This is a genomic window from Advenella alkanexedens (assembly GCF_019132845.1).
Taxonomy (GTDB): domain Bacteria; phylum Pseudomonadota; class Gammaproteobacteria; order Burkholderiales; family Burkholderiaceae_B; genus Advenella; species Advenella alkanexedens.
The window spans coordinates 30795-56692 of the sequence record NZ_JAHSPR010000010.1; the positions used below are offsets into that span (position 1 = coordinate 30795).

Annotated in this window: 21 protein-coding genes; 16 read left to right on the plus strand and 5 right to left on the minus strand. The window is 51.9% G+C overall.

Features of this window, described 5'->3' with window-relative positions; all coding sequences use genetic code 11:
- Window positions 1-45: 45 nt before the first annotated feature.
- From gcvT to gcvP, 3 genes are all read left to right on the plus strand, one after another.
- Window positions 46-1149 (plus strand): glycine cleavage system aminomethyltransferase GcvT, encoded by a 1104-nt coding sequence (gcvT, locus tag KU392_RS12030; RefSeq protein ID WP_169295485.1) that lies wholly within the window; start codon window positions 46-48, stop codon window positions 1147-1149.
- 116 nt (window positions 1150-1265) lie between these two features.
- The gene (gene gcvH, locus KU392_RS12035) at window positions 1266-1640 is read left to right on the plus strand and encodes a glycine cleavage system protein GcvH (RefSeq protein ID WP_169295484.1); all 375 of its coding nucleotides are present in this window, start codon (window positions 1266-1268) and stop codon (window positions 1638-1640) included.
- Between the two features lie 24 nt (window positions 1641-1664).
- The gene (gene gcvP, locus KU392_RS12040) at window positions 1665-4532 is read left to right on the plus strand and encodes an aminomethyl-transferring glycine dehydrogenase (protein WP_217735432.1); all 2868 of its coding nucleotides are present in this window, start codon (window positions 1665-1667) and stop codon (window positions 4530-4532) included.
- Window positions 4533-4805: 273 nt separating this feature from the next.
- Here gcvP and KU392_RS12045 read toward each other — a convergent pair whose 3' ends face one another.
- The 3 genes from KU392_RS12045 to KU392_RS12055 are packed head-to-tail and all read right to left on the minus strand — an operon-like array spanning window position 4806 to window position 6570.
- Entirely contained in the window at window positions 4806-5294 is a 489-nt protein-coding gene (locus KU392_RS12045) for a dihydrofolate reductase (RefSeq protein ID WP_169295482.1), read from the minus strand.
- A gap of 55 nt (window positions 5295-5349) precedes the next feature.
- A complete protein-coding gene (locus KU392_RS12050; protein ID WP_169295481.1) occupies window positions 5350-6144 on the minus strand; it encodes a thymidylate synthase in 795 nt (264 codons plus the stop codon).
- Window positions 6145-6147: 3 nt separating this feature from the next.
- Window positions 6148-6570, minus strand: coding sequence for an OsmC family protein (locus KU392_RS12055; protein WP_169295480.1), 423 nt, complete (start codon window positions 6568-6570; stop codon window positions 6148-6150).
- 306 nt (window positions 6571-6876) lie between these two features.
- On the opposite strand from KU392_RS12055, the gene coq7 reads away from it, so the two are divergent.
- The 10 genes from coq7 (at window position 6877) to KU392_RS12105 (ending at window position 19410) form a co-directional block, all read left to right on the plus strand.
- Window positions 6877-7560: a 2-polyprenyl-3-methyl-6-methoxy-1,4-benzoquinone monooxygenase gene (coq7, locus tag KU392_RS12060; RefSeq protein ID WP_169295478.1), complete on the plus strand. Its 684-nt coding sequence runs from the start codon at window positions 6877-6879 to the stop codon at window positions 7558-7560.
- A gap of 453 nt (window positions 7561-8013) precedes the next feature.
- On the plus strand, window positions 8014-9087 hold the full coding sequence (locus KU392_RS12065) for an MraY family glycosyltransferase (protein ID WP_169295570.1): 1074 nt from the start codon (window positions 8014-8016) through the stop codon (window positions 9085-9087).
- Window positions 9088-9200: 113 nt separating this feature from the next.
- Entirely contained in the window at window positions 9201-10475 is a 1275-nt protein-coding gene (gene tviB, locus KU392_RS12070; RefSeq protein ID WP_217735433.1) for a Vi polysaccharide biosynthesis UDP-N-acetylglucosamine C-6 dehydrogenase TviB, read from the plus strand.
- Between the two features lie 22 nt (window positions 10476-10497).
- Window positions 10498-11523 carry an SDR family oxidoreductase gene (locus tag KU392_RS12075; protein ID WP_169295476.1) on the plus strand — a complete coding sequence of 342 codons (1026 nt, stop codon included), beginning with the start codon at window positions 10498-10500 and terminating at the stop codon, window positions 11521-11523.
- Window positions 11524-11530: 7 nt separating this feature from the next.
- Entirely contained in the window at window positions 11531-12886 is a 1356-nt protein-coding gene (gene murJ / locus KU392_RS12080) for a murein biosynthesis integral membrane protein MurJ (protein ID WP_169295474.1), read from the plus strand.
- A 7-nt stretch (window positions 12887-12893) separates the two neighbouring features.
- Window positions 12894-14048: a glycosyltransferase family 4 protein gene (locus tag KU392_RS12085; RefSeq protein ID WP_246587464.1), complete on the plus strand. Its 1155-nt coding sequence runs from the start codon at window positions 12894-12896 to the stop codon at window positions 14046-14048.
- 2 nt (window positions 14049-14050) lie between these two features.
- Window positions 14051-15946 (plus strand): asparagine synthase (glutamine-hydrolyzing), encoded by a 1896-nt coding sequence (gene asnB, locus KU392_RS12090; RefSeq protein ID WP_217735434.1) that lies wholly within the window; start codon window positions 14051-14053, stop codon window positions 15944-15946.
- 44 nt (window positions 15947-15990) lie between these two features.
- Complete coding sequence (locus KU392_RS12095; protein ID WP_169295471.1) at window positions 15991-17121, plus strand: glycosyltransferase family 4 protein; 1131 nt, start codon at window positions 15991-15993, stop codon at window positions 17119-17121.
- Complete coding sequence (locus tag KU392_RS12100; protein WP_169295470.1) at window positions 17118-18281, plus strand: glycosyltransferase; 1164 nt, start codon at window positions 17118-17120, stop codon at window positions 18279-18281. The genes KU392_RS12095 and KU392_RS12100 overlap by 4 nt, the downstream gene beginning before the upstream one ends.
- Before the next feature lie 4 nt (window positions 18282-18285).
- Window positions 18286-19410 carry a glycosyltransferase family 4 protein gene (locus KU392_RS12105; protein WP_169295469.1) on the plus strand — a complete coding sequence of 375 codons (1125 nt, stop codon included), beginning with the start codon at window positions 18286-18288 and terminating at the stop codon, window positions 19408-19410.
- A gap of 155 nt (window positions 19411-19565) precedes the next feature.
- Here the strand turns inward: KU392_RS12105 and KU392_RS12110 are convergent, their stop codons facing one another.
- A complete protein-coding gene (locus KU392_RS12110; RefSeq protein ID WP_287811829.1) occupies window positions 19566-20954 on the minus strand; it encodes a phosphomannomutase/phosphoglucomutase in 1389 nt (462 codons plus the stop codon).
- 169 nt (window positions 20955-21123) lie between these two features.
- Here KU392_RS12110 and KU392_RS12115 point away from each other — a divergent pair, with 169 nt between their 5' ends.
- A complete protein-coding gene (locus KU392_RS12115; RefSeq protein ID WP_217735451.1) occupies window positions 21124-22545 on the plus strand; it encodes an FAD-binding oxidoreductase in 1422 nt (473 codons plus the stop codon).
- On the opposite strand, the gene mutM is transcribed toward KU392_RS12115, so the two are convergent.
- Window positions 22526-23353 (minus strand): bifunctional DNA-formamidopyrimidine glycosylase/DNA-(apurinic or apyrimidinic site) lyase, encoded by an 828-nt coding sequence (gene mutM, locus KU392_RS12120; protein WP_169295468.1) that lies wholly within the window; start codon window positions 23351-23353, stop codon window positions 22526-22528. The two genes, KU392_RS12115 and mutM, sit on opposite strands and share 20 nt — an antisense overlap.
- Before the next feature lie 142 nt (window positions 23354-23495).
- Here mutM and KU392_RS12125 point away from each other — a divergent pair, with 142 nt between their 5' ends.
- Window positions 23496-25322, plus strand: a complete 1827-nt coding sequence (locus tag KU392_RS12125; protein WP_169295467.1) for a tetratricopeptide repeat protein — start codon at window positions 23496-23498, stop codon at window positions 25320-25322.
- Entirely contained in the window at window positions 25319-25897 is a 579-nt protein-coding gene (lolB, locus tag KU392_RS12130; protein WP_169295466.1) for a lipoprotein insertase outer membrane protein LolB, read from the plus strand. The genes KU392_RS12125 and lolB overlap by 4 nt, the downstream gene beginning before the upstream one ends.
- Window position 25898 lies beyond the last annotated feature (1 nt).

Genomic DNA, 25898 nt, shown 5'->3' on the forward strand with positions numbered 1-25898 from the left:
GGCAGTTTCTTTGCCAATCAATAAAATACCAATCAGGGTTTCCCCATGTCATCTGAAAATCTTCAATTTACCCCTTTGCACGACACGCATGTTTCGCTGGGCGCCAAAATGGTGGATTTTGGCGGCTGGGACATGCCGGTGTCCTATGGTTCACAAATCGAAGAGCATCACGCGGTGCGCAATGCCGTGGGGATGTTCGACGTTTCCCACATGTTGAATATCGATGTTTCCGGGGCGGGGTCATTTGATTTCTTGCGCCATGTGCTGGCCAATGATGTGGCCAGGCTCACTGTTCCAGGTAAGGCTTTATACAGTTGCATGCTCAACCCCGAAGGAGGGGTGATTGATGATTTGATTGTGTATTTCTTTGCGCCTGATAACTGGCGTTTGGTGGTCAATGCCGGCAGGGCCGGGGTTGATGTGGCCTGGCTGCAGGCGCAGGCTCAACAAGAGGGGCCAGGGCAGGTCGTGATTACACCCCGTCATGACCTGGCCATGATTGCCGTGCAGGGGCCGCATGCCCGGGAGAAGGTCTGGAATGTCCGTTCCGGCCTGAAAACGCAAACCGAATCCCTGACACCTTTTACAGCGGTCTTTATTGAGCCGGATTTCATGGTGGCCCGTACCGGCTACACCGGAGAAGACGGTTTTGAAATCGTGATGCCTGCCACACAGGTGGTGGCTTTCTGGAATGATCTGCTGGCTCAGGGGGTAAAACCGTGTGGCCTGGGTGCCCGTGATACCTTGCGCCTTGAGGCCGGCATGAATTTATACGGTCAGGATATGGATGAAACCATCCAGCCCGCCCAGGCGGGTTTGGCCTGGACGGTCAGTTTTAAAGACGAAGCCCGTGATTTTATTGGCCGCCAGGCCATTTCCCAGGATCCAAAGCGCAATGCTTTTATGGGCATCAAGCTGAATGAGCGCGGTGTGATGCGGTCTCATATGAAAGTCAGGACCGAATTGGGCGAGGGCGAGATTACCAGTGGTACCATGTCACCCACTTTAGGATTTTCCATCGGTTTTGCCCGTTTGCCTGAAGGCGTTCAGGCCGGTGACCCGGTCCAGGTGGAGCTGCGTGGCAAATGGCTGCCGGCAACCTTGTGCGCCTTGCCTTTTGTGCGACATGGCAAGCCATTAGTGTCTTGATCCGGCGGTTTTGCGGCTCACGGGTCTTGGAAATCTTGAACAAATCAGTGTCAATATTACGTTTAAAACGTGTTTGTTATATATAAATAAATTTGTCAATCAGGAGTGATTAATCAATGAATTTGCCTACCGATCGTAAATATACCAAGACTCATGAATGGGTTTTGGCAGAAGGTGACGTATTCCTGGTCGGTATTACCGACAATGCACAGGATCAGTTGGGTGATCTGGTTTATGTGGGAGATGTGAATGTGGGTGATACCCTGAAGGCCGGTGAAACAGCGGCAGTGGTTGAGTCGGTCAAGGCCGCTTCAGATATTTATGCGCCTGTTGATGGTGAAATTGTGGCTTTTAATGAAAGCCTTGAAGAGGAGCCCAATTTGATCAACGAAGACGCTTACGCAAACTGGATCTTCAAGATAAAGCCCAATAACCCGGCAGATCTTGAAGCCTTGCTGGATGCCGCCGGTTATCAGGAGCAGGCTGAATAATCACCATTTTTATGGGATAAAGATATGTTGCGTACACATAAGGATGTGTCCCAGGCGTTTATTGGTCGACACGTAGGGCCTACCGAGGCCGAGCAGAAAAAAATGCTGTCTGTTATCGGGGCTGAAAGCCTGGATGACCTGATTGAGGAAATTGTGCCTGCGGGTATTCGTCTGGCAGGCCCTCTGGTGCTGGATCATGCCCGCAGTGAAACCGATGTGCTGGCTGAACTCAAGCGTATTGCATCGGGCAATAAACTGTATCGGAACTATATCGGGCAGGGTTACTATGGCACACACACGCCGAATGTGATTTTGCGCAACATTCTTGAAAATCCGGCCTGGTATACCGCTTATACCCCTTATCAGCCTGAAATTTCCCAGGGCCGTTTGGAAGCCTTGCTGAATTTCCAGACAATGGTGGCTGATCTGACCGGATTGCCGGTGGCCAATGCCTCTTTGCTTGACGAAGCCACGGCTGCTGCCGAGGCCATGACCTTGGCAAAGCGGGTATCAAAATCCAAAAGCCAGGTGTTTTTTGTGTCCATGCATTGTCATCCGCAAACCGTCGCGGTGGTTCGTACTCGTGCCGAAGCCCTGGGGATAGAGGTGGTTTGTGGCAATGAGCTGGAAGATATCCCGGATTGTTTTGGGGTATTGCTGCAGTATCCGCATAGTCTTGGCGGGGTACTTGATTACGCCAGTCTGACCATGGCCCTGCAGGCAAAAGGCACGGTTGTTGCCGTCGCTACCGATTTGCTGGCCCTGGCCATTTTGAAAGCCCCCGGCGAATGGCATGCCGATATTGCCGTTGGCAGTGCGCAGCGCTTTGGGGTGCCTTTGGGGTTTGGCGGTCCACACGCCGGGTTCATGGCCTGTAAAGATGCCTTCAAGCGCAATATGCCCGGTCGCCTGGTGGGGGTTTCGCTAGATGCCCAGGGGAACCCGGCATTAAGGTTGGCCTTGCAAACCCGTGAGCAGCATATTCGCCGTGAAAAGGCCACGTCCAATATTTGTACGGCCCAGGTCCTGCTGGCGGTAATGGCCAGCATGTATGCGGTTTATCATGGGGCTAATGGTATTCGTGCGATTGCGCAGCGGGTTTATGTGTGTACGCTGGTGTTAAAAGAAGCCCTGGCCCGACTGGACTTGAGTACGGTTAACGATACTTTCTTTGATACCTTGCAGGTAAAAACAGCCTTGGCGGCTGAGGTGATCAAGGCAGCCCTGAATGCGCAAATCAATCTGCGTCAGCCTGACAATGACAGTTTTGCGGTGTCTCTGGATGAAACGGTAACGCTTGAAGATCTTCAGCAGCTGGTGAATGTGATTGCAGCCGGTGTTGGCAGGGCAGCGCCAGATGTGGCCGGGCTTTATGCCGAACTGGATGTTTTTGTGCCCAATAGTGTGGCCAGGCAGTCTGCCATTTTGTCGCATCCGGTTTTTTCCAGTATTCATTCCGAAACTGATATGCTGCGTTATTTACGCAGCCTTGCCGATAAAGATCTGGCTCTTGATCGCAGTATGATTCCATTGGGCTCCTGCACCATGAAACTGAATGCGACGGCAGAGATGATGCCCATTACCTGGCCCGAGTTTGCAAACCTGCATCCTTATGCACCGCGCGATCAGGCGGCCGGTTATCAGGAGCTGCTTGATCGTCTTTCGCATGCCTTGTGTGAGGTCACGGGCTACGATTCGATTAGTATGCAACCCAATTCAGGGGCCCAGGGAGAGTATGCAGGGCTTTTGGCGATTCGTGCCTATCATCAGGCCAATGGCCAGCATCAACGCAATGTTTGTCTGATTCCCGCGTCTGCGCATGGCACCAATCCGGCCTCGGCGCATTTGGCGGGCATGGATGTCGTGGTGGTTGCGACTGATGAAAATGGCAATGTGGATGTGAGTGATCTTAAGGTGAAGTTGGAAAAGCTGGGTGATCGGGTCGCGGCCTTGATGGTGACATATCCCTCTACGCATGGTGTGTTTGAAGAGGCGATTACCGAGATTTGCGAACTGGTGCATCAGGCAGGCGGGCAGGTTTATCTGGATGGTGCAAATATGAATGCAATGGTGGGGCTGGCCAAGCCAGGCCTGTTCGGTTCCGATGTGTCTCATCTTAACTTGCACAAGACGTTTTGTATTCCGCATGGCGGCGGTGGGCCAGGTGTGGGGCCGGTTGCGGTGCGTGCCCATTTGGCGCCCTATTTGCCAGGTGTGTTGGATGAGCGGGGGCATCGTGATGACCATGCGTTGATGGGGCCGGTGTCTGCGGCACCTTTCGGGTCTGCCAGTATTTTGCCCATTTCTTATGTGTATATCGCTTTAATGGGGGCCGAAGGCCTGAAACGGGCGACCGAGGTGGCTTTGCTGAATGCGAATTATATTGCGAAGCGGCTGGCGCCTTATTATCCGGTATTGTATTCGGGACGTAATGGGCGCGTTGCCCATGAGTGTATTCTGGATTTGCGTCCTGTTAAGGAAAGTAGCGGGATTACGGTGGATGATGTGGCCAAGCGTCTGGTGGACTATGGTTTTCATGCGCCCACGATGAGTTTTCCGGTGGCGGGTACGCTGATGGTTGAGCCGACCGAGTCGGAGAGCCTGAGGGAGTTGGATCGGTTCATTAATGCGATGATTGCGATTCGCAAGGAGATTGAGCAGGTCGAGAAGGGGCAGGTGGATGCGCAGGATAATGTGCTGGTGAATGCACCACATACGGCGCAGATGCTGGTGGCGGATGTTTGGGAACATGGTTATTCCCGTACCGAGGCGGCTTATCCGTATTCGGTGTCATCGGATGGCAAGTATTGGCCACCGGTGGCGCGGGTGGATAATGCTTATGGGGATCGGAATCTGGTTTGTACTTGTCCGCCGCTTAAGGACTATGTTTGATTTTGGTGATTTGAGTCTTTAGTTATTTGAGCCCGTTCTTTTTGAAAGGTGCGGATTCATCATTCAGGTTTGCTCTGACGCCGCTACGCGCCGGATTCGCTGCACCTGAACGATGAATCCGCTTTTCTTTGTTTTGGGCGGGTGGTTTCTTCTTGAAAGGGATGGTTTTCAGATTTGTGGCAGGCGAAGCCTGACGGGGTGGTTGTGTGCACCATCCCAGTCCCGGGTGGTTACACACAAACCCCAGTTCCCACGTTATTGGCAACCAGTCAGTTACGCTTTTTCGTAAATGACGAAGTCGTAGCTTAGGCCGTTTTCTTGGGGCTGGGTTTGCCGGCTGGTTTCTTTCCAGCGGGTTTTGTCCAGGGCCGGGAAGTAGGTGTCGCCTTCAATGTTGGCGTGGATTTCGGTGGCATATATCTTGTCGCATTGGTCCAGGCTTAAGCGGAAGATTTGTTCGCCACCGATGATGAAGACATTTTCTACGCCGTCTGCGGTGGCGGCGGTGATGGCTGTTTCAAGGGTAGGGACGCATTCCGCACCGGTAGCCTGGTAGTCCTGATTGCGCGTGATGACGATGTTGCGTCTGCCAGGCAAGGGGCGACCCAGGGATTCCCAGGTTTTACGGCCCATGATAATGGGACTGCCCACGGTGGTTTTTTTGAAGTTGGCCAGGTCGCCCGGGATGTGCCATGGCATGGTGTTGTCTTTACCGATGACGTGGTTGTCGGTGTAGGCGACGATGATGTTTAAAGAGGTCATGTGCTTGGGTGTTTCTTACTGGATTAATGCTTGTTTATTGCTGTCTTGTGCCTGTTTAAACGGCCACGGGTGCCTTGATATGGGGGTGGTGCCGGTAATCCAGGATTTCGAAGTCTTCGTACTCGTACTCAAAAATGGATGCAGGCTTGCGTTTGATGTTGAGTTTGGGGTAGGGGAAGGGTTCGCGAGACAGTTGCAGTTCGACCTGTTCCAGGTGGTTGCTGTACAGGTGGCAGTCGCCGCCGGTCCAGATGAATTCGCCAACTTCCAGGTTGCATTGTTGGGCCACCATGTGGGTGAGCAGGGCGTAGCTGGCAATGTTAAAGGGAACGCCCAGGAAAATGTCGGCACTGCGCTGGTAAAGCTGACAGGATAATTTTCCTTCGGCTACGTAAAACTGGAAGAAGGCGTGACAGGGAGGCAGCTTCATTTTGCCGATGTCTGCCACGTTCCAGGCGGACACGATCAGGCGGCGTGAATCGGGGTTGTTTTTGATTTGTTCAATAACCTGGCTGATCTGGTCGATGTGTTCACCGTTAGGGGTGGGCCATGAGCGCCACTGTACACCGTAAACTGGGCCAAGGTTGCCGTTTTCATCGGCCCATTCGTCCCAAATGCTAACACCGCGTTCTTGCAGCCATTTGACGTTGGCGTCACCGCGCAGGAACCAGAGCAGTTCTATGAAGATGCTTTTGGTATGCAGCTTTTTGGTGGTGACCATGGGAAAGCCTTCGGACAGGTCAAAGCGCATTTGATAACCGAAGACCGAACGGGTGCCGGTGCCGGTCCGGTCAGTTTTGCTGGCGCCGTTTTCATAGACGTGTCGCATGAGGTCTTCGTATTGACGCATGACTCAAGCCTCCAGGATTTTGGTTTCGTGCGTGATTTCGGCTGTTTTTTCCAGCATGGCAACGGCTGAGCAGTATTTGGTATGGGACAGGTTTACGGCCCGTTCAACGACTTTCTCAGACAGGTTTTTGCCTTTGACGGTAAACACGAAGTGGATTTTGGTGAAAACCTTGGGGTCGGTATCGGCCCGCTCGCCTGTAATGGCGACGCTGCAGTGGGAGATGTCCTGGCGGCCACGTTTCAGGATGAGTACCACGTCGTAGGCGGCACAGCCACCGGCACCGGTCAGTATCATTTCCATTGGGCGAGGGGCCAGGTTGTTGCCGCCTCCTTCGGGGGCGCCATCCATGGCAGTAACGTGGCCACTGCCGGTTTTTGAAACAAAAAGCATGCCCTCGGGGCCATTCCATTCAACGGTACACTGCATGTTAAGAGTCCTGAAATAACGATTTTCGCAAGAACAAGAGGCCTTGCCGGAATTTGTTGGTGAGATACCTGTCATTCTACTTGATTGGGCCGCATGGGAGCGGGCAGTTTGGCTCCGCTAGCAGAAAAGACAGGACTGAGTCAGTCGGCGATGGGTACGAGTCAAGTTTAAGGCAGTTGTGGTGCTTATATTGGAAAAGGCAAGATATAAACAGGGATGTTGACGGGTTTGGGGGGGCAGGCGGGTTTCAATTGGCTAAAATAGATGGCTAGAATTCCGAACCATTCAGTATTACCGGAGATTGTTATGACACAGAACATCACTAACACAGGAACGCAACCGGCTTTCCGTCGACAGCCATCAGGGCTTGATACTTTGTTTATCGAAGTTAACAAGGCGCTTGAGGTGCTTTCGGGGGCGGCACAGGCCACCCGTCCCAATCCGGCTGGTGAGCCTGATGTGACTGATCCTGAGTTGAGTGAGGCTGAAAAAAGGCATGCAGCCGGTTTGATGCGGGTCAATCATGTGGGAGAGGTATGTGCCCAGGCTTTGTATCGCGGTCAGTCAATCATGTGCAAAGACCCGCAGATCAGGCAGGTATTGCTGCATGCCGCCGAGGAAGAGGTGGATCATTTGTCCTGGTGTCATGATCGGCTTGGAGAGCTGAAAAGCCATACCAGCCTGTTGAATCCTTTGTGGTATGCCGGCTCGTTTACGCTGGGTGTCATGGCCAGTGTGGCTGGCGTGCCCAAAAATCTGGGTTTCATGGCAGAAACGGAAAGACAGGTTGAGCAGCACCTTGAGTCACACCTGGCATCGTTACCTGCACAGGATGAGCGTTCACGTAAAATCGTGACACAGATGCGTGACGATGAAATAGGGCACAGGACCACGGCCGAGGTTAATGGAGCTGAAGAATTGCCGGCACCTGTCAAACAGGCCATGCGTTTTATGTCAAAAATCATGACGACTTTGGCCTACCGCGTGTGAATTTTGTTGTTTTTACAACATTCGTTACGATTTTCTTAGGGTTTACCTGTAATTTTTCTTGCATTGCACCATGAAATTCGGTTATAGTTACTACATCGGATGACGAAACACATTAAGAATTAAAAAAACATTCTAATGTGCGCTTCAAGAAAGCAGTCATGCCAAGGTTGTCTCCTCCACCCTCCTCCTTTGGTGGATTTTGCCCAAAATCGCAAGATTTTGGGCATTTTTTTTGCCTGTTCGCTATACAATAAGCAATAACTCATTTCGGATTTAAAATAAATAAGGGATATCTATTATTTCCTGTATGATTCGGATTTGTTTTATTGCTAATGCCAAAATCGGGTTTAAACTGAACCTTTTGGTTTGTCATTAGTCCTGAATGTTTTTTTGCGCCTTGGGTTTACTTTGAATTTTACTTGGCAATATTTATATATCAGCATAGTGGCCTTTATGGTGGGCGGCCTCATCGTTGCGTCCGAACGGTGGCATGGTGCCTATACCGGAGACTATGATCTCAATAAACCACAGGCCACGCATAAGCGATCAACCCCCCGCATTGGCGGGCTGGCGGTATTTGCCGGTACATTGGCCGGATTGCTGGTGCTGGGCCGTCCCGACAACACCACCCTTAACTGGTTATGGCCTGCCTTGTTCGTGGCTGCCATGCCGGTATTTGTGGCAGGTATTTTAGAAGACATTACCAAAGATATCGGTTCGGGCAAGCGCTTGCTGGCCGCTTTTGCATCGGCTGCGATTGCCTGGTGGTTTTTTGGTGGCGTCAGCCGGGTAGGCTTTTCATTTATAGATCTTATCCTGTCTTTCTGGCCCGTTTCTCTTTTGTTTACCATGATCGCGGTGGGCGGTTGCACGCATGCGCTTAATATTGTCGATGGCATGAATGGTTTGGCGGGCATGGTTGCCATGCTCATGGCCAGCTCTATTGCGTTGGTTGCTTACCAGGTCAATGATTTGGCGATTTTTGCCATTGCGCTGGCCATGGCCTCTTCCATTGTTGGTTTTTTTGTCTGGAACTTTCCTTTCGGTCGGGTGTTTCTGGGCGATGGTGGCGCCTATTTTATTGGCTTCATGCTGGCTGAACTGGCCGTATTGCTGGTCATACGCAATCCATCGGTATCGCCGTTTTATGCTTTGGCGGTGTTGTTTTATCCTGTCTTCGAAACCCTGTTTTCGATTTGGCGACGTCGCTTCAAACGCGGGGTTCCGGTTGACCAGCCCGATGCCTTGCATTTGCATCAGCTTATTTTTCGTCGCCTGGTACGGGTCACTTTCAGCCGTACGGGGCGTGATGCCGTGCCGGCTTTGTGTAATGCCTTGACCTCACCTTATCTGTGGGTGCTTACCTTGATTGGTCTGGTGCCTGCCACCATTTTCTGGGATGACGCGGTTTTGCTTTGTATCAGTATGCTGGTTTTTTCTTCGGTATATATTTGGCTTTATTCACGCCTGGTCGCATGGCGTTGTCCACGCTGGCTGTTGCTGCCTTCGGTTTCACGTAAACGATGACATTCGCAAAAGATATATTTCATCATCTTGGGTTTCTGGTTTTTCTGGATAACCCTGATTGTTACAATCAAAAATTCTGCAAAATTATTTAGCTATTCCTTTGGGAGAAATTCGTGCAAGTTCAAGATATTAAATTGGCAGTTATCGGCCTGGGCTACGTAGGATTGCCTTTAGCGGTTGAATTTGGCAAAAAAAGGCCGGTATTGGGGTTTGATATTAACCAAAGCCGTATTGCCGAACTGCAGGGCGGACAGGATCACACGCTGGAAGTCAGCAGCGAAGAACTTGCCGAAGCACCACACTTGCAATTCAGTGCCAATCAGGAAGATCTGGCCAAGGCCAATACTTTCATTGTGACGGTGCCCACTCCCATTGATGAATACAAGCGCCCCGATCTGACACCATTGGTAAAAGCCAGTGAAACCATTGGCAAGGTCCTGAAAAAAGGCGATATTGTCATTTATGAATCCACGGTCTATCCCGGTGCCACCGAAGAAGATTGTGTGCCGGTGCTGGAAAAATTCTCTGGTTTAAAGTACAACGTGGATTTTTTTGCCGGTTACAGCCCCGAGCGCATTAACCCGGGCGATAAGGCACACCGTGTTTCCACCATCAAGAAAGTCACTTCCGGCTCCACGCCTGAAGTGGCCGAGGTGGTTGACCAGTTATACCGTGAAATTATTGTTGCCGGTACCCATAAGGCCAGCAGCATTCGGGTGGCCGAAGCCGCCAAGGTGATTGAGAACACCCAGCGTGACGTGAATATTGCGCTCATCAATGAGCTGGCGCTTATTTTCAATAAAATGGGTATTGATACCGAGGCCGTGCTGGAAGCGGCGGGCACCAAATGGAATTTCCTGCCGTTCCGGCCCGGTCTGGTGGGCGGTCACTGCATTGGCGTTGATCCTTATTATTTAACCCACAAAGCCCAGTCCATTGGCTATCACCCTGAAATTATTCTGGCCGGTCGTCGCCTGAACGACAGCATGGGGCCTTATGTGGTGGCCCAGCTGGTTAAGGCCATGACGAAAAAATGCATCCAGGTCCAGGGTGCCAAAGTGCTGGTAATGGGCTTAACCTTCAAGGAAAATTGCCCCGACCTGCGCAATACCCGGGTGGTGGACATCCTTAAGGAGTTGGATGAATACAATATGGATGTCGATGTGTACGATCCATGGGTGGATGCCCAGGAAGCGCAGCGCGAGTATGGTGTGACTCCTGTCAGCCAGGTTCAGCAGGGTGTTTATGATGGCATCATTCTGGCCGTTTCCCATAAGCAGTTTGTGGAAATGGGTGCAGAGGCGATTCGTGCGCTGGGCAAACCTGTCCATGTTCTGTACGACCTGAAATACGTGTTAACGGCAGAACAGGCTGATATTCGTCTTTAATTGGGTAAAAGGAAAATAAAGCATGAGTCAGGCATTTGAAATGTTGAAAGCCGATTTACAGCGTCAGCCCCGTACATGGCTGGTAACCGGTTGTGCCGGTTTTATCGGCTCCAACCTGCTGGAAACGCTTTTGCGGCTTAATCAGAAAGTGGTTGGGCTGGACAACTTTGCAACCGGTTATCAGCATAATCTTGATGAAGTCCAGAGCCAGGTTTCCGACTCGCAATGGCGCAACTTCAATTTTATCGAAGGAGATATCCGCAACCTGGAAACCTGTCGCCAGGCATGTGAAGGTGTGGATATCGTGTTGCATCAGGCAGCCTTGGGTTCGGTGCCGCGTTCCATCAATGATCCCATTACCACCAATGAAGTGAATATTGGCGGCTTTCTCAACATGATGGTGGCGGCCCGTGATGCGGGGGTCACTTCATTTGTGTTTGCAGCTTCCAGCTCCACCTATGGTGATCACCCCGATTTGCCTAAAGTGGAAGATAAAATCGGCAATCCCTTGTCGCCTTATGCGGTAACCAAGTATGTCGATGAGCTGTATGCCAGTGTTTTTGCCCGTACCTATGGTTTCCGTTCAATTGGCCTGCGTTATTTCAATGTGTTTGGCAAACGCCAGGATCCTGATGGCGCTTATGCAGCCGTCATTCCCAAATGGACGGCTGCCATGATCAAGGGTGAAGATGTCCTGGTCAATGGTGATGGTGAAACCAGCCGTGATTTTTGCTTTGTGGATAATGCCGTACAGGCCAATCTGCTGGCGGGGGCCAATATGCCTGAAAGTGGTTTCGAGGTGTATAACGTGGCGGTTAATGCAAGAACCAGCCTGAATGAGTTGTTTTCCTACTTGTCTGCCACCTTGGCTGCCAATGGTATTCAGTATGACAAACAACCGGTTTACCGTGATTTTCGTCAGGGCGATGTGCGTCATTCACAGGCGGATATCGGCAAGGCACAGGCGCAGTTGGGCTATGCGCCCAGCCATACTATTCTTCAGGGTATTGAAACCGCTATGCCCTGGTATATTCAATTCTTGAAATAGTCTTTTTTTGAAGCAGCTTCGTATCAGGCTTAACCGCCTGCACCCCGATCATAAGCGTATTGCCCAAGGGGCAATGCGCGTTGCGTTCTTTTTACTGATCGGGAAAATGGCCGGTGCCATCAAGGAAATTGCGGTGGCTCACCGTTACGGGGTAAGCGATGTCGTGGATGCTTACCAGTTCACCCTAACCATGGCCAATTGGTTACCGGTAACCATGGTGGGTGCCTTCTCAATCGTTCTTATCCCTACGCTGGTCAAGGTTCGGTATGCCGGCCAGCATGAGCGCTCCCGTTTTATTCGTGAATTGCAGGGCTGGATTGTGGTGCTGGGAGTACTGCTTTCCATGGGTACCTATTTTTTCTGGCCAGAAGTTTTGCAATATACGGGTGGCAACTTAAGTGAGCAAACCAGACAGGCCAGTAGCGAGCTGATCCAAGCCTTTGCGCCTGCTGTCCTGCTTACGCTGGTTATAGGGGTATGTACTTCCCGACTGCGGGCCCACGAGCGGCACATCAATAACCTGTTGGACAGTATACCTGCCCTAATGATTCTGCTGGCTATCCTGATAACACCGGGTAATACCAGCGTTTATCCGCTACTATGGGGTACATTGCTGGGTTATCTGGTGCAGGCAATATGGTTATCCGCGCTGGCACGCAAGGCGGATGGTGCTCATTGGCGCTGGCCCAGACCGGGTTTGCAATCACCGCAGTGGCCCATGTTGCTGAATGCGGCCGGTATTATGCTGATTGGGCAAGTCGCCATGAGTTTTGTTGGGCCGCTTGATCAAATGGCGGCAGCCAGTCTGGGCGATAATGCCAATGCAACCCTGGGTTATGCAACCCGTTTGCTGTCGCTGGTTATCGGGATCGGTGCCGCTTCAGTGGGCCGCGCAGCGTTGCCGGTCTTGGCCGATGTGCAAAGTCGTGGCAACCCCGCCCAGGCACGTACCATGGCGCTTAAATGGTCGGCTTTAATGTTAATGGCGGGTACGATAGCGGTTTTGTTTGGCTGGTTTCTGGCGCCCTGGCTGGTAAAGCTCCTGTTTGAAAATGGGGCATTTACTGCACAAGATACAATGAAAGTGGCCTCGGTGCTGCGCTGGGGGCTATTGCAATTGCCTTTTTATTTTGGCGTATTGATCCTGGTTCAGTTAATGGCCAGCCAGAACCGTTATAAACTGATGGCCATTATTGCCATTGGCAATTTTTCATTAAAGGCATGTATGAATGTCATACTTGCTCCTGTAATGGGCGCCGAAGGCATTATGCTGGCGACAAGTCTCATGTATTTGTTGTCTTATCTCTGTTATTTTTTTGCGGTCCTGAAATATGGCGCGACAAAAAAAACTTCTTCAGCCTGAATTAAATATGTCTTTCGAGATGCATACGAAAACCCCTCCTTTGCGAATCATGCTGTTTATTCATTCACTTCGAGGAGGAGGTGCCGAGCGGGTGGCGGTTGATTTGGCCGCACGCTGGATTGCCAATGGGCATGATGTCTTGCTGGTGACCCAGACCGATGACTCTGAAGATGCTTATGAGTTGAATAAACAGGTGCAGCGGATTTGCCTGAATACGGCTGGCCTTAAGGGGGTTATGGCCAATTTGCGGCGAGTTTATATTTTGCGCCGGGAAATCAGGCGTCACCGTCCTGATATCGTGATTGGTTTCATGACAACCTCTTCCATTCTGGCGGTTTTGGCTGCTTCGGGCATCTCGGGTTGTCATGTGATTGCGACCGAACATACCCATCCACCGTCCCAAACACTGTCCGGCCTGTGGCAAAAACTGCGTCGTTATACCTACCCCAAGGCTTCCAAGGTGATTGCCCTGACTCACGGGACAGAAGCGTGGCTTGAGAAGCATGTACCTGGATCGAATATTGCCGTGATACCCAATGCGGTGCATTGGCCGCTTGAAAATAAAGAACCGGCTATTCAATATGAAAAAGCACCAGGTCGCAAGCTTTTGCTGGGGGTGGGGCGCTTGCATCATGACAAAGGGTTCGATTTGTTAATCAATGCCTTTGCCTCTATTGCCCATTTGCATCCCGAATGGGATTTGGTTATTTTGGGTGAGGGTGACAAGCGGGACGCGTTGCAAAAGCAGCTTGAAGAGGCCGGCATGAATGAGCGTATTTCCATGCCGGGAAGGGCCGGGAATATGCTTGCCTGGTCCAGGATGGTGGATATTTACGTGTTGAGTTCGCGCGCGGAAGGCCTGTCAAACAGCCTGCTTGAGGCCATGGCCTGTGGCGTGCCCAGTGTGGCCTTCGATTGTGATACCGGACCTCGCGAAATCATTCGCCCCGATCTGGATGGTGTGCTGGTGCAACCCGCCGAAGATGAGGAGGCCCTGGCTGCCCATTTGTCGGCCCTCATGTTCAATCAGGCCAAACAGGTGGAGTTGGGCAAGCGGGCAATTGATGTTCGTGACCGTTTCTCAATGCGCCGGATTTCAGGGTTGTGGGAGCAAGTGTTCAATGAAGTCCTGGACCATAAAAAGAATGGCCAAAAGGGGTAAGCATGTGTGGAATAGTGGGTATTGCAGGCAGCTACGAGGGCAAGGAAAACATACTGCGTGACAGTTGTCGCAAAATTGCTTACCGTGGCCCCGATAGCCAGGGTGTCTGGCTAAGTCAGGAAGGACAGATCGGTTTTGGTCATGTCAGGCTGGCCATTCAGGATTTATCCGTGCAGGGGCACCAGCCCATGGCTTCGGCAGACCAGCGTTTCATGATGGTGTTTAACGGGGAAATTTACAATCATCTTGAATTGCGTGCACAACTGGAACAAAGTGCTCAGGCACCGGCCTGGCGTGGCCATTCCGATACCGAAACGTTGCTGGCCTGTTTTTGTGCCTGGGGCATCGCGCAAACCCTGAAAAAGGCCATAGGCATGTTTGCCATTGCGGTCTGGGACCAGCAAGAAAAAAAACTAACCCTGGCGCGCGACCGCTTTGGTGAAAAGCCCTTGTACTATGGTTTTACCAGGCAGGGGCTGGTATTTGCCTCGGAACTCAAGGCCATGATGGATGTGCCCGGGTTTGAAAAAACACTTAACCGTGATGCAGTGACTTTATTGCTTAGGCACAACTACATTCCTGCGCCTCATAGTATTTTTCAGGATGTTTTTAAGTTGCCCCCAGGCACCTGGTTAAGCCTGTCTGAACAGGACTGGCAAAACAGGCGCAAACCGGAGCCACAGGTTTACTGGTCTGCTTATGAAACAGCCCGGCAGCAACCCAAGGTTCATTACGAATCTGATGATGCCGCGATTGATGCGCTGGCAGGCGTACTTTCCCGGTCCATTCAGTCACAGTTGATTTCCGATGTGGAGCTGGGCGCGTTTTTGTCCGGGGGGACCGATTCATCCCTGATTGTCGCCTTGATGCAGCAGCAAAGCGCACAGGCCGTCAAGACTTTTTCCATCGGTTTTCATGAAAAAAAATATAATGAAGCCGAATATGCAAGGTCTATTGCCCAACATTTGGGTACCGATCATACCGAGCTGTACGTCAGTGCCAATGACGGCCTTGCCTTGGTGCAATCGTTACCCGCCATGTACGATGAGCCGTTTGCCGATTCTTCACAAATTCCCATGGCGCTGGTAACGAAAATGGCATCCCAGTCGGTAACGGTGGCTTTATCGGGAGACGCCGGGGATGAACTGTTTGGTGGCTATTCCCGCTATCAGCGGGCTGCGTCCTGGTGGGATCGTCGTGAAAAAACCGTGCCTTTAGTCCGTTCGCTGGTGGCCAGCGCAGCGGGAAAACTGGCCCCGGGTTTTGGTGGCAATAAAAAAGACAAATTGCAAAAGCTGCAGGAAGTGCTGCGTGCCACCGATGCGGTTGATTTTTACCGGCAGTTTGTTTCATACTGGAAAGATCCGTCAAGCGTGGTGTTGGGGGGTCGGGAGCTGGCAACCGCTTTCAGCCTGGCACCCATTGGTTCTTTTCTTGAAACCATGATGATTGTCGATACGGTTTCTTATTTGCCCGATGATATTCTGGTCAAGGTTGACAGGGCTGCCATGGCGTGCTCTCTGGAAACGCGAGTTCCTTTGCTGGATCCCCATATGTTTGAATTTGCCTGGGGTCTTGAAGACAAATACCGGGTGCGTGATGGCCAGAACAAGTGGCTGTTGAAACAGCTTTTATACCGACTGGTGCCCCGTTCCTTGCTGGATCGCCCTAAAAAGGGTTTTTCGGTACCGATGGGTGAGTGGCTGAGAGGTCCGCTGAAAGATTGGGCCAGCGATTTGCTTGATCCTGTCCGCCTGCGCAAGCAGGGTTTGCTTGATGTGGCCCAGATACATGAACGCTGGCAACAGCACCAGGCGCAGCAGTTTGACTGGAGCCCTCATTTGTGGGGGGTCTTGATGTTGCAAGCCTGGATGGATCATTACGATATACAGGGCTAATATTCTGCGGCAAGGTCGTAAGACATAATAAAAGGTTGGGCATTATGAAAATCATGTTGCTGGTCAGTTCAATGAATGCAGGGGGTGCCGAGCGTGTTGCCGCCACATTGGCAAATGCCTGGGTCAGACAGGGTCATCAAGTGGTGCTTGTGCCTTGTTTTTCAAAAGGGAGCGGTCAATCGTTTTACCCTTTGTCTTCCGAAGTCCAGGTGCGATGGCTGGCCGATGAGTTGCCCCGTCAGAAGTGGCTGGGCCGGCTCAGTAAACCGTTTGTGCTCAGGAAGCGAATCAGGGCGGAACAGCCGGATGTGATCGTTTCTTTTCTGACCAATGTGAATGTGACGGCCTTGATGGCAACCCGCGGCATTGATATTCCCCTGATTGTTTGTGAAAGGACCCACCCAGTGGTGAGTAGCAATATTGGCGGCTTTCTGAAGGTGTTGCGCAATAAGCTGTACCCTCAGGCTGATGCCGTGATGATTCAGACTGCCGATGCGGCAAAGGCGTTCATGCAGGTACTGCCTGGCCTGAAGCATGTGGCGGTTATCCCGAATCCTCTGCCCGAGGGGATTGAGCAGCAGATGAGCTGCAATGGGCTTTGTAACGTCAGCGGGCGCAAGACACTGGTTGCTATGGGGCGCTTTGTGCCTGCCAAGCAGTTTGATGTGCTGATCGATGTTTTTACCTCGGTTAGCCAGGACTATCCCGATTGGGACTTATGTATCTGGGGGGATGGCCCAGAGCGTGCGGCCTTGATTGACAAGGTGAAAAAAAAGGGTTGTAGCCAGCGGATTACCTTGCCGGGTAAAACGACTGAACCCTGGGCGGAACTGTCACATGCCCATGCATTTGCCATGACGTCGCGTGTGGAAGGTTTTCCCAATGTCCTGCTCGAGGCAATGGCGTTGGGATTGCCCTGTATCAGTTTTGATTGTCCCAGTGGTCCGGCAGAGTTGACACAACAGGGAACGGTGGGTTTGCTGGTGCGCCTGAATGACAGGCTTGAACTGGAAAAGGCAATCCGGCGGTTTTTCGGTGATGATGAGTTTCGGTGTGCTTTGGGTGCCCGTGGCAAACAGGCGGTCTGGTCCAGATATAGGCTTGAAACGGTCTTGCTGCAGTGGGATGCGCTTTTCAGGCAAGTGGGTGTGCCGGTTTCAGGCAAAATGGAATGAAGACAAATAAAAAAATACGAGTCGTGCATCTGATTAGCGGTCTTTTGCAGGGCGGGGCCGAGTCGGTCCTGTTTCGTCTGGTCACCTGGCCAGACCCGGAAGTGGAACATATTGTCGTGTCATTTGCCGATGGCGGTATTTATGGCCAGTCGCTGATGGACGCCGGGGTTGAGGTGGAAATGTTGGGCATGACCCCGGGGCGCCTGAGCCCGGCAGATTTCTGGCGACTTAAAAAATGCCTGACCCGGCTTGATCCTGATGTGATCCAGACCTGGATGTATCATGCTGACCTGATTGGCGGTCTGGCTGCCCGTGTGGCAGGATTCCGGCATGTTGCCTGGGGAATCCGTAATTCGGGTGCCAGTCTGGCCAAGAGCAGCCGTTCGGCCTATCTGTTTGCCCGGCTGAGCGGCTTTTTTTCGCGCTGGGTGCCCCAGCGGATTGTCTGTTGTGCCGAAGAGGCCCGTCATCGTCATGTTCAATGGGGATATGATCCTCGAAAAATGGTGGTTATTCAAAATGGCTACGATCTGTCCCGCTGGGTCCGGAATGAGACGGCCCGCCGTACCTTGAGAAATGAGTGGGGACTTGGCGAGCAGATCCCGCTGATGGGTTTTGTGGCGCGCTGGAATCCGCTAAAAGACCATGCAACCCTGATTAAGGCTTTTGCCCAATGCCTTGCCAAACAGCCCGATTTGCATTGTGTCCTGGTGGGTAAGGACATGGATGACGGCAATCCGGTGTTAATGGGATTGTTGACTGAGTACGGGGTCAGGGAGAAAACCATTTTGCTGGGCATGCGCAATGATGTGCCCAGTATCATGAGTGCCCTTGATTTGCATGTGCTGTCCAGTATTGCCGAGGGCTTTCCCAATGTCGTGGCCGAAGCCATGGCGTGTGGTGTGCCCAATGTGGTGACCAATGTGGGGGATGCCGCCCTGATCGTGGGGGAGGATGGCTGGGTGGCTCCTGCTTCTGATCCTGAAAGGCTGGCTGAAAAAATTATTCAGGCCCTTGATTATATTGAAGAGACCGGTAAAAGCACCTTGGCCCGGCAGGTACGGGAACGGGTCATGAATGCGTTCAGTCTTGAAAAAATGGTTGCCGGATACCGGCAAACCTGGATGGACATGCTAAGTGAAAACGGCAAGACAAAATAAAAGGATGGATATGTCCAGAAAAATACTGTTTGTGGTGAATAATCCGGCTTTTTTCCTGTCGCACCGCCTGCCTATTGCCCTGAAGGCAAAAGAGGAGGGTTATGAGGTGGCGGTTGCCACCATGCCAGGACAGGCGGTGGCACAAATTGTGGCGCATGGCCTGAGGCATTTTGTGATTCCCATGTCGCGTAGTGGCATGAATCCGTTTGCCGAGCTAAGAACCATTTATGCACTGTATCGTTTATATCGCAACTATCAGCCAGACCTGGTGCATTTGGTCACGATAAAGCCGGTTTTGTATGGGGGTATTGCTGCCCGCCTGGCTAGGGTGAAAGCGGTGGTTTATGCCATTTCCGGGCTGGGTTTTCTTTTTACCCGCGAACGAAAGGGGATCGATTGGGTCAGGCAAATCACCCGGCAGCTTTACCGTTTGGCACTGGGGCATAGGCATAGTCGTGTGATTGTCCAGAATGACAATGACAGACAGATTTTGCTGGATATGGGTGCCATGCAAGAAGCGCAGGCAGTAAAAATCAGGGGGTCGGGGGTTGATGTGGCTGTCTTTGCCACACAGCCAGAGCCACTCAAACCGGTTGTGGTGACCATGGCTGCCCGTTTGCTTAAAGACAAGGGGGTGATGGAGTTTGTCGAGGCGGCAGGAATCTCCGCCCGCCATGGCAGAGACATACGCTGGCAACTGGCCGGTACGCCCGACCCGGGCAATCCGGCTTCGGTCACCCAGGCTGAGGTGCAAAGCTGGGGGCCCGAGGTGAAGGTGTTGGGAGAGGTCAAGGATATTGCCCGCCTGTATGCCCAGTCCCATATTGTAGCGCTGCCTTCTTATCGTGAAGGCTTGCCCAAATCGCTGGTAGAGGCGGCGGCCTGTGGCAGGGCGGTGGTCACTACCGATGTGCCGGGATGCCGGGATGCCATAGACATTGAGCAATCGGGTTTGCTGGTGCCAGTCCGGGATGCGCAAAAACTGTATGAGGCAGTGGCCCGACTGGCGGCTGATGACAACCTGCGGTTAAGCATGGGCAATGCAGGACGTATCCTGGCTTTGGAAGAATTTGATATTCGCAAGGTGGTTGATAAGCACCTTGCAATTTATCGTGAGCTTCTTGATTGAAGTTTCAAGCTTTATTTGTCTCAAATAATACGTATTCCCAAGCTAATACTCATTCCCAAGCTCCCGCGTGGGAATACATATTTACTCGTACTCGTTCCCACGCTCCCGCGTGGGAATGCAGAGTTGATATTTGGGAATGCAGAGTTGATATTTAATTAAAACGGCAGCTTGGATTCAGGGGCATGGGTGCTAAACACTTGCCTGAACTCATCCTGGATGCGGGCCAGGGCAGCCGGATTTTCAGCCTCAAAGCGCAGGACCACAACCGGCGTGGTATTGGAGGCCCGTGCCAGACCAAACCCGTCTGCATATTCGGCGCGTACGCCATCAATGGTATTGATGGCCCGTGCGGTTGCAAATGAAGCCTGTTCCTGCAGGGTTTTGATCAGGGCATGAGGCTGGCCTTCCTGCATTTCAAGTTTCAGTTCAGGGGTGGAGATATCCTGGGGAATGGCATTCAGGATATCACTGGGGTTGTCATGGCGAGACAGGATTTCCAGCAGGCGGGTACCGGTGTACAAGCCATCATCAAAACCATACCAGCGTTCCTTGAAGAAAATATGGCCGCTCATTTCACCGGCCAGCGGAGCACCTGTTTCAGCCAGTTTGGCCTTGATCAATGAATGTCCGGTTTGCCACATCAGGGGTTTGCCTCCGGCCAGTGAAATGCCTTCGGCCACGTGGCGGCTGCATTTGACATCATAAATAATGGTTTCACCGGGACAGCGTTCCAGCACATCGCGGGCAAACAGAATGAGCTGGCGGTCGGGCCAGATGATCGTACCGGTTTTAGTGACCACACCCAGACGGTCGGCGTCGCCGTCAAAAGCCAGTCCAAGCTCGCAATCGGTGTTTTGCACGTGCCGGATCAGGTCTTCAAGATTGTGCGGGTCGGCCGGGTCGGGGTGGTGGTTGGGGAAACTGCCATCCACTTCACAGAACAGCTCGTCCACCTCGCAGCCCAGTTGCCTGAACAGGGCGGGGGCAACGTTGCCGCCCACACCATTGCCGCAGTCTATCGCGATTTTCATGGGGCGTGCCAGTTTGACATCACTGCAAACCCGCTGGATATATTCGGGAATAATGTCCAGGTTCTCTTTGTTACCGGGGATCTTGGCCAGTGGCAGGGATTCAATGGCCAGCATTTCATCGCGCAATTGCAGAACTTCGCTGCCATAAAGGGCCTTGCCGCCAATCATCATTTTAAAGCCGTTGTATTGCGGGGGATTGTGGCTGCCGGTAATGGCTACCGCTGTGCCAATATTTCTGGCATAGGCAACAAAATAAACCAAGGGGGTGGGTACCTGGCCCAGGTTGATGGTATTGACACCTTCATCATTGATGCCCTGTTGCAGGGCTTCGGACAGTTCCGGACTGCTGTTGCGCCCGTCATAGCCGGTGACAATGGTGGTAATGTCCTGTTTTTTGGCCCGGGCAGCCAGCGCCCGCCCAAGCAGGTAGGCAAATCCGGGATTGAGTTGTTCGGGGACAGTACCCCGGATGTCATAGGCCTTGAATACACTTGCTGCTAATAATGACGCCACGTAATAAATCCTTATAGGGATAACTAATCGTTTTGAATCGTACGTGAAACTTAACGATAGAATGCAATTTGGGTAGAATGATAGAATAAATTAATTACATACATTATAAAACCACCGTTGTCCGCATGAAGGTGGTTTTATGACGGACAGAATTTTTACAGGTCGTGATATGAGCATTTTGGCAGTTTTACAGGAAATCGTTGGGGCTGAACATGTCCTTGTCGCAGAACAGGCGCAAGCTTATTTAACCGATTGGCGCGGTCGTTATACCGGCAAGGCGCAGGCGGTGGTTCGCCCGGGGTCGGTTGAAGAAGTCGCAAAGGTGGTGAAAACCTGCCTGCAGTACGATATTCCGGTTGTGCCGCAAGGTGGGAATACAGGCCTGTGCGGTGGAGCGACGCCCAACAACAAAGGTGATGCCATTGTTGTTTTGCTAACCAGGCTTAACCAGGTGCTCGAAATTGATACCGATAATGATACCATCACTGTCCAGGCCGGTTGCATCCTGCAATCGGTCCAGGAGGCAGCGGCAAAGGCAGGGCGGTTGTTTCCGTTAAGTCTGGCGGCAGAGGGCAGTTGCACGATTGGTGGCAATTTGGCCACCAATGCCGGAGGTACCCAGGTTTTGCGTTATGGCAATGCCCGCGATCTTGCGCTTGGCCTGCAAGTGGTGACGGCCGATGGTGAAATTTGGGATGGTCTGCGCGGTTTGCGCAAGGACAATACCGGTTATGACTTGCGCAATTTGTATATTGGCAGTGAGGGTACGCTGGGTATTATTACCGCGGCCACGCTTAAGCTGTACCCGCAGCCGGTGGCCAAATGTACGGCACTGCTTGCCCTGGATGATATTGATGCAGCAGTTAAAATGCTGTCACGTGCCCGTAGCGGATTTGGCGCCTCTTTAACCGGATTCGAGTTGATGTCCAATTACTGCCTGACGTCGGTGACCAAGCTGTTTCCCCAGCAAAAAATGCCGTTCGAAGGCCCCAGTCTTGAGTCCGAGTGGTATGCCCTGCTTGAAATTTCCGACAGTGAAAGTGCCGGGCACGCCCGCGAGCGGTTCGAGTTGGTGGTGGGTGAGGCGATAGAAGCGGGTGAAGTGCAGGATGCGGTTATTGCCGAGTCTATCCAGCAAAGTAAAGACCTGTGGCATTTGCGTGAAAGCATTCCTTTGGCGGAGGCGGAAATTGGCAAGGGCATCAAGCATGACGTGTCTATTCCGGTATCCAGAATTGCCGAATTTGTGGCTAAAACCAATGAGCTGTTACAGGCGTCTTTTCCCGGTGTGCGCCATATCATTTTTGGTCACTTGGGTGATGGCAACCTGCACTATAACGTGGGGGCGCCTCTTGGCCAGGAAGAAGGTTTTCTGTCCCGCCAAAAAGAAATCTACGAAGTGGTGCACAATAGCGTGCATGCCTTTAACGGTTCCATCAGTGCCGAACACGGTGTTGGTCAACTGAAAAAAGACCTGTTGCCCAATTACAAGTCTGCCGTGGAATTGTCCCTGATGCGCAAGATCAAGCGGGCGCTTGATCCTAATGGCATCATGAATCCGGGCAAAGTCATCAATAGCGTTGACATTTAGGACAGAAATAGGTGGCACGCTGGCCCTGGATGATTTTTCGGATTGGGGTGCCACATGATTTGCAAGGCACGTTTTCTTTATCATAAACAGCAGCGTGAATGGCAAAATAGGCACCCACTTCGCCGTTGGTGCCGGTATAGTCTTTCAGTGTGCTGCCGCCTGATTCAAGGGCGGCGGCCAGGGTGTCCATAATGGCCTGATGTAGCCGTTTGCAGCGAGCCAGGGAAAGGGTTTGTGCGGTGGTTTGAGGATTTATGCGCGCCCTGAACAAACTTTCCGAGGCATAAATATTGCCCACGCCCACTACAATTTCACCGTTTAGCAAGACGGTTTTGATGGCGCTTTTCTTGTCCTGCAAGGCCTTGTGCAGGTAAGTGGCCGTAAATTGCGGGTCAAAGGGCTCAATGCCCAGCCTGGCCAACAGTTGGTGGTTCAGGATATCGCCGTTTTCGGCCGGATGCCATAAAACCGCGCCAAAACGCCGAGGATCGTTCAGGCGGAATTCGGCATTGTCAAAAACAAACTCGACATGATCGTGTTTAAGTAAAAATTCGCCGGGCGCAACACGACGAATGGAGCCCGACATGCCCAGATGAATGATTAAAACCCCATGTTCAAAGGCTAATAGCAAATATTTGCCGCGCCGTTCACAAGCCTGTAAAACATGGCCTTGCAGGATTTGATTCAGGTTTTCCGGTATGGGCCAGCGGAACTGGTGATGATGAATGCGGATTTCGTTAAGTTGATGGCCGGTAATGACGCTGTCCAGACCGCGCCGGGTGGTTTCTACTTCAGGTAATTCTGGCATGTTGCTTAGGTATGTTGCTTAGGTGAAAAGTGTTGTTTTTTACGGTGCTGGCAAGTGTTTAAACATTTACCAACAAGTGGTTTTACCTGAAATTGTACTTAAGAATGATAATATCAGTATTCCTGTATGAACTTTTTCCGGTATGGCCATTTTTCCATCTGTGACTGTTTTCAGAAAAATTCTCCTCCTCTCTGCTGTCTCGGTTTCCACCCTGTGGGGTATCCCTGCCTGCGCCCAGGACGAAATGGCGCCGGTCATGCCCCGTTTGCATGCCGCTCTTGATTTCATTCCTGCCTATAAGCTTAAGCCGGTCCAGTTGGTAGACCATACCAATGCGGACGATATTTTCAGTTTGCTGGTGGTCGAGTTTGCCATTCAGGATGAGAAGTTCGAGCTGGCTGCCCAGGCTGCATTTGATTTTGCCAAAGAAAAAAATGATGTGCCAATGGCCAGGAAAGCCATGCAATTGTATTTGGCCAGTTCTTCCAGCCAGAAAGCGGCAGATGCGGCCAGGCTGTGGTACAAACTTGACCCTGACAATGAAGAGGCGGCTGCTACCGCCTTGGCACTGGCCGCTTCTAACGGAGAAACCGAAGGGCTGGTAAATGCATTAAGATTGCGGCTGAAACAGGCCAAGAATAAAGAACGGGCGATTTATCAGACTGCTTCCATTGTTGCCAGAATGAATGATAAAAGAATGGCGCTGGATGTGTATGAAAAAGCGGTGGAAGCATTGGTGGACGATGAGTCGACCACTTTCATGTTGCTGGCTGATTTGGCCTATCAGGCCAAAGAGCTGGATAAAGCCTGGCACTCATCCCTGAAAGCCCTCGAGCTTGATGCCGCCTCTGATGCCGCTGCCGAACGGGTTCTGCAATACGGACGGGAAAGCCATAAGAAAGAGGCGATGGAGCTTGTCGGCAACTTCATTCGGGCCAATACGACCGCACGACGGTTGCGTTTGCTTTATATTAGCGAGATGGTCAATGACAGGGAGTTTGATGCCGCGATCCATGAGTTGAAGGAAATGGAAAAAAACTTTCCGGAAGACTTTGATTTGTTGTATATGGAAGCGCAGGTTTATTACCAGGCCAGGCAGCTGACCCAGGCTAAAAAATTGCTTAAACAGTTTCTGGATGTCCAGACGCAGCGCCGTGAGGCCCTGTCTGATGCCGAAACCGATGCCCAGGGACAGTCTGCGGATGCCCGGATTATGCTGGCACAAATTTACGAAGAAGAACAAAATTATCGGGCCGCAATCAGTCAATTGGAAAAAATTGATGATCCCAGTGCGCAGCTACAGATCCAAATGCAAATTGCCGTCTTGCATGGCAAAAACGGCAATGAGGCCAAGGCAACCGCATTGTTGAAATCGCTTCAGCCTGAAGAGGAAGACGATGCCGTGCGCATTCGTCTGACGCAAGCCCTTATTTATCGTAATGCCGGCAAGGCGGATCAGGCCATTCGTTATTTGAGGCAGGCCGACAACGACATGCCCAGGAATGCCCTTATCAAGTATGAGCTGGCCATGATGTACGAGCAGCAGGGAAGTTTTGAAGAAATGGAAACCTTGTTGCGGGAAGTGATCGCTCTCAAACCGTCTTCACCGGAGGCTTATAATGCCTTGGGCTATGTCTTTGCCGATCGCAACATGCATCTTGATGAGGCCCAGTTGTTGCTGGATAGGGCGGTTGCGCTGGCACCCGATAATCCGTTCATTCTGGATAGCATGGGGTGGCTGCAGTTCCGTTTGGGCAATCTTGAGCTGGCGCTTGAGTATCTTGAAAATGCTTTTGAATTGTCCGAACAGGCGGATATCGCTGCCCATCTTGGCGAAGTGCTGTGGGTCAAGGGGGAAAAGAATCGGGCACGTGATATTTTCATAAAAGGCCGGGAACTGGAAAAACAAAACAAGACACTGGAAGATGCAATCAAGCGTCTTGGTATTTCTTTGCGAGATAAAAAATGAAGCAGTTCAAGCGGTTTTTTCGTTATGTGGGTGCGTTGAGCTTGATGGGTGCGCTGGCCGCCTGCGCACCGGCCCTTAAACAACCCGAACAGGATGAAGGCACTTACAGCCGGGCGGGGCGGTTTGCCCTGACGGTATGGGATAAAACCGTTGACCGTAATAAAGAAGCCGTGCAAGGCGGGTTTTTATGGTTTGATACCAGGCAACGCCTGGATCTGGACTTGCGAAACCCTTTGGGGTCCACGCTTGCCCGGGTATCGGTCACGCCAGACAGTGCCACGCTGACTCATGCCGATGGCTCCATTGTTACGGCAGAAAATCCCGATGCCCTGGTGGCCGAGGTGTTGGGTAGCGAGATTCCGGTTTCGGACTTGCGTTACTGGCTCAAAGGCATTGTGGCACCGGCAAACGTAGAGCAGGAGCAACGCGATGCGCAAGGTAAGTTGGGCTCATTTATCCAGGCTGGCTGGAAAGTCACCCTGTCTGATTATGATCATAAAGGTCCTCGTAAACTGGGCATGGTGCGCAACGAACCCTTTCAGACCATTACGGTCAGATTGGTCATTAATGAATAGT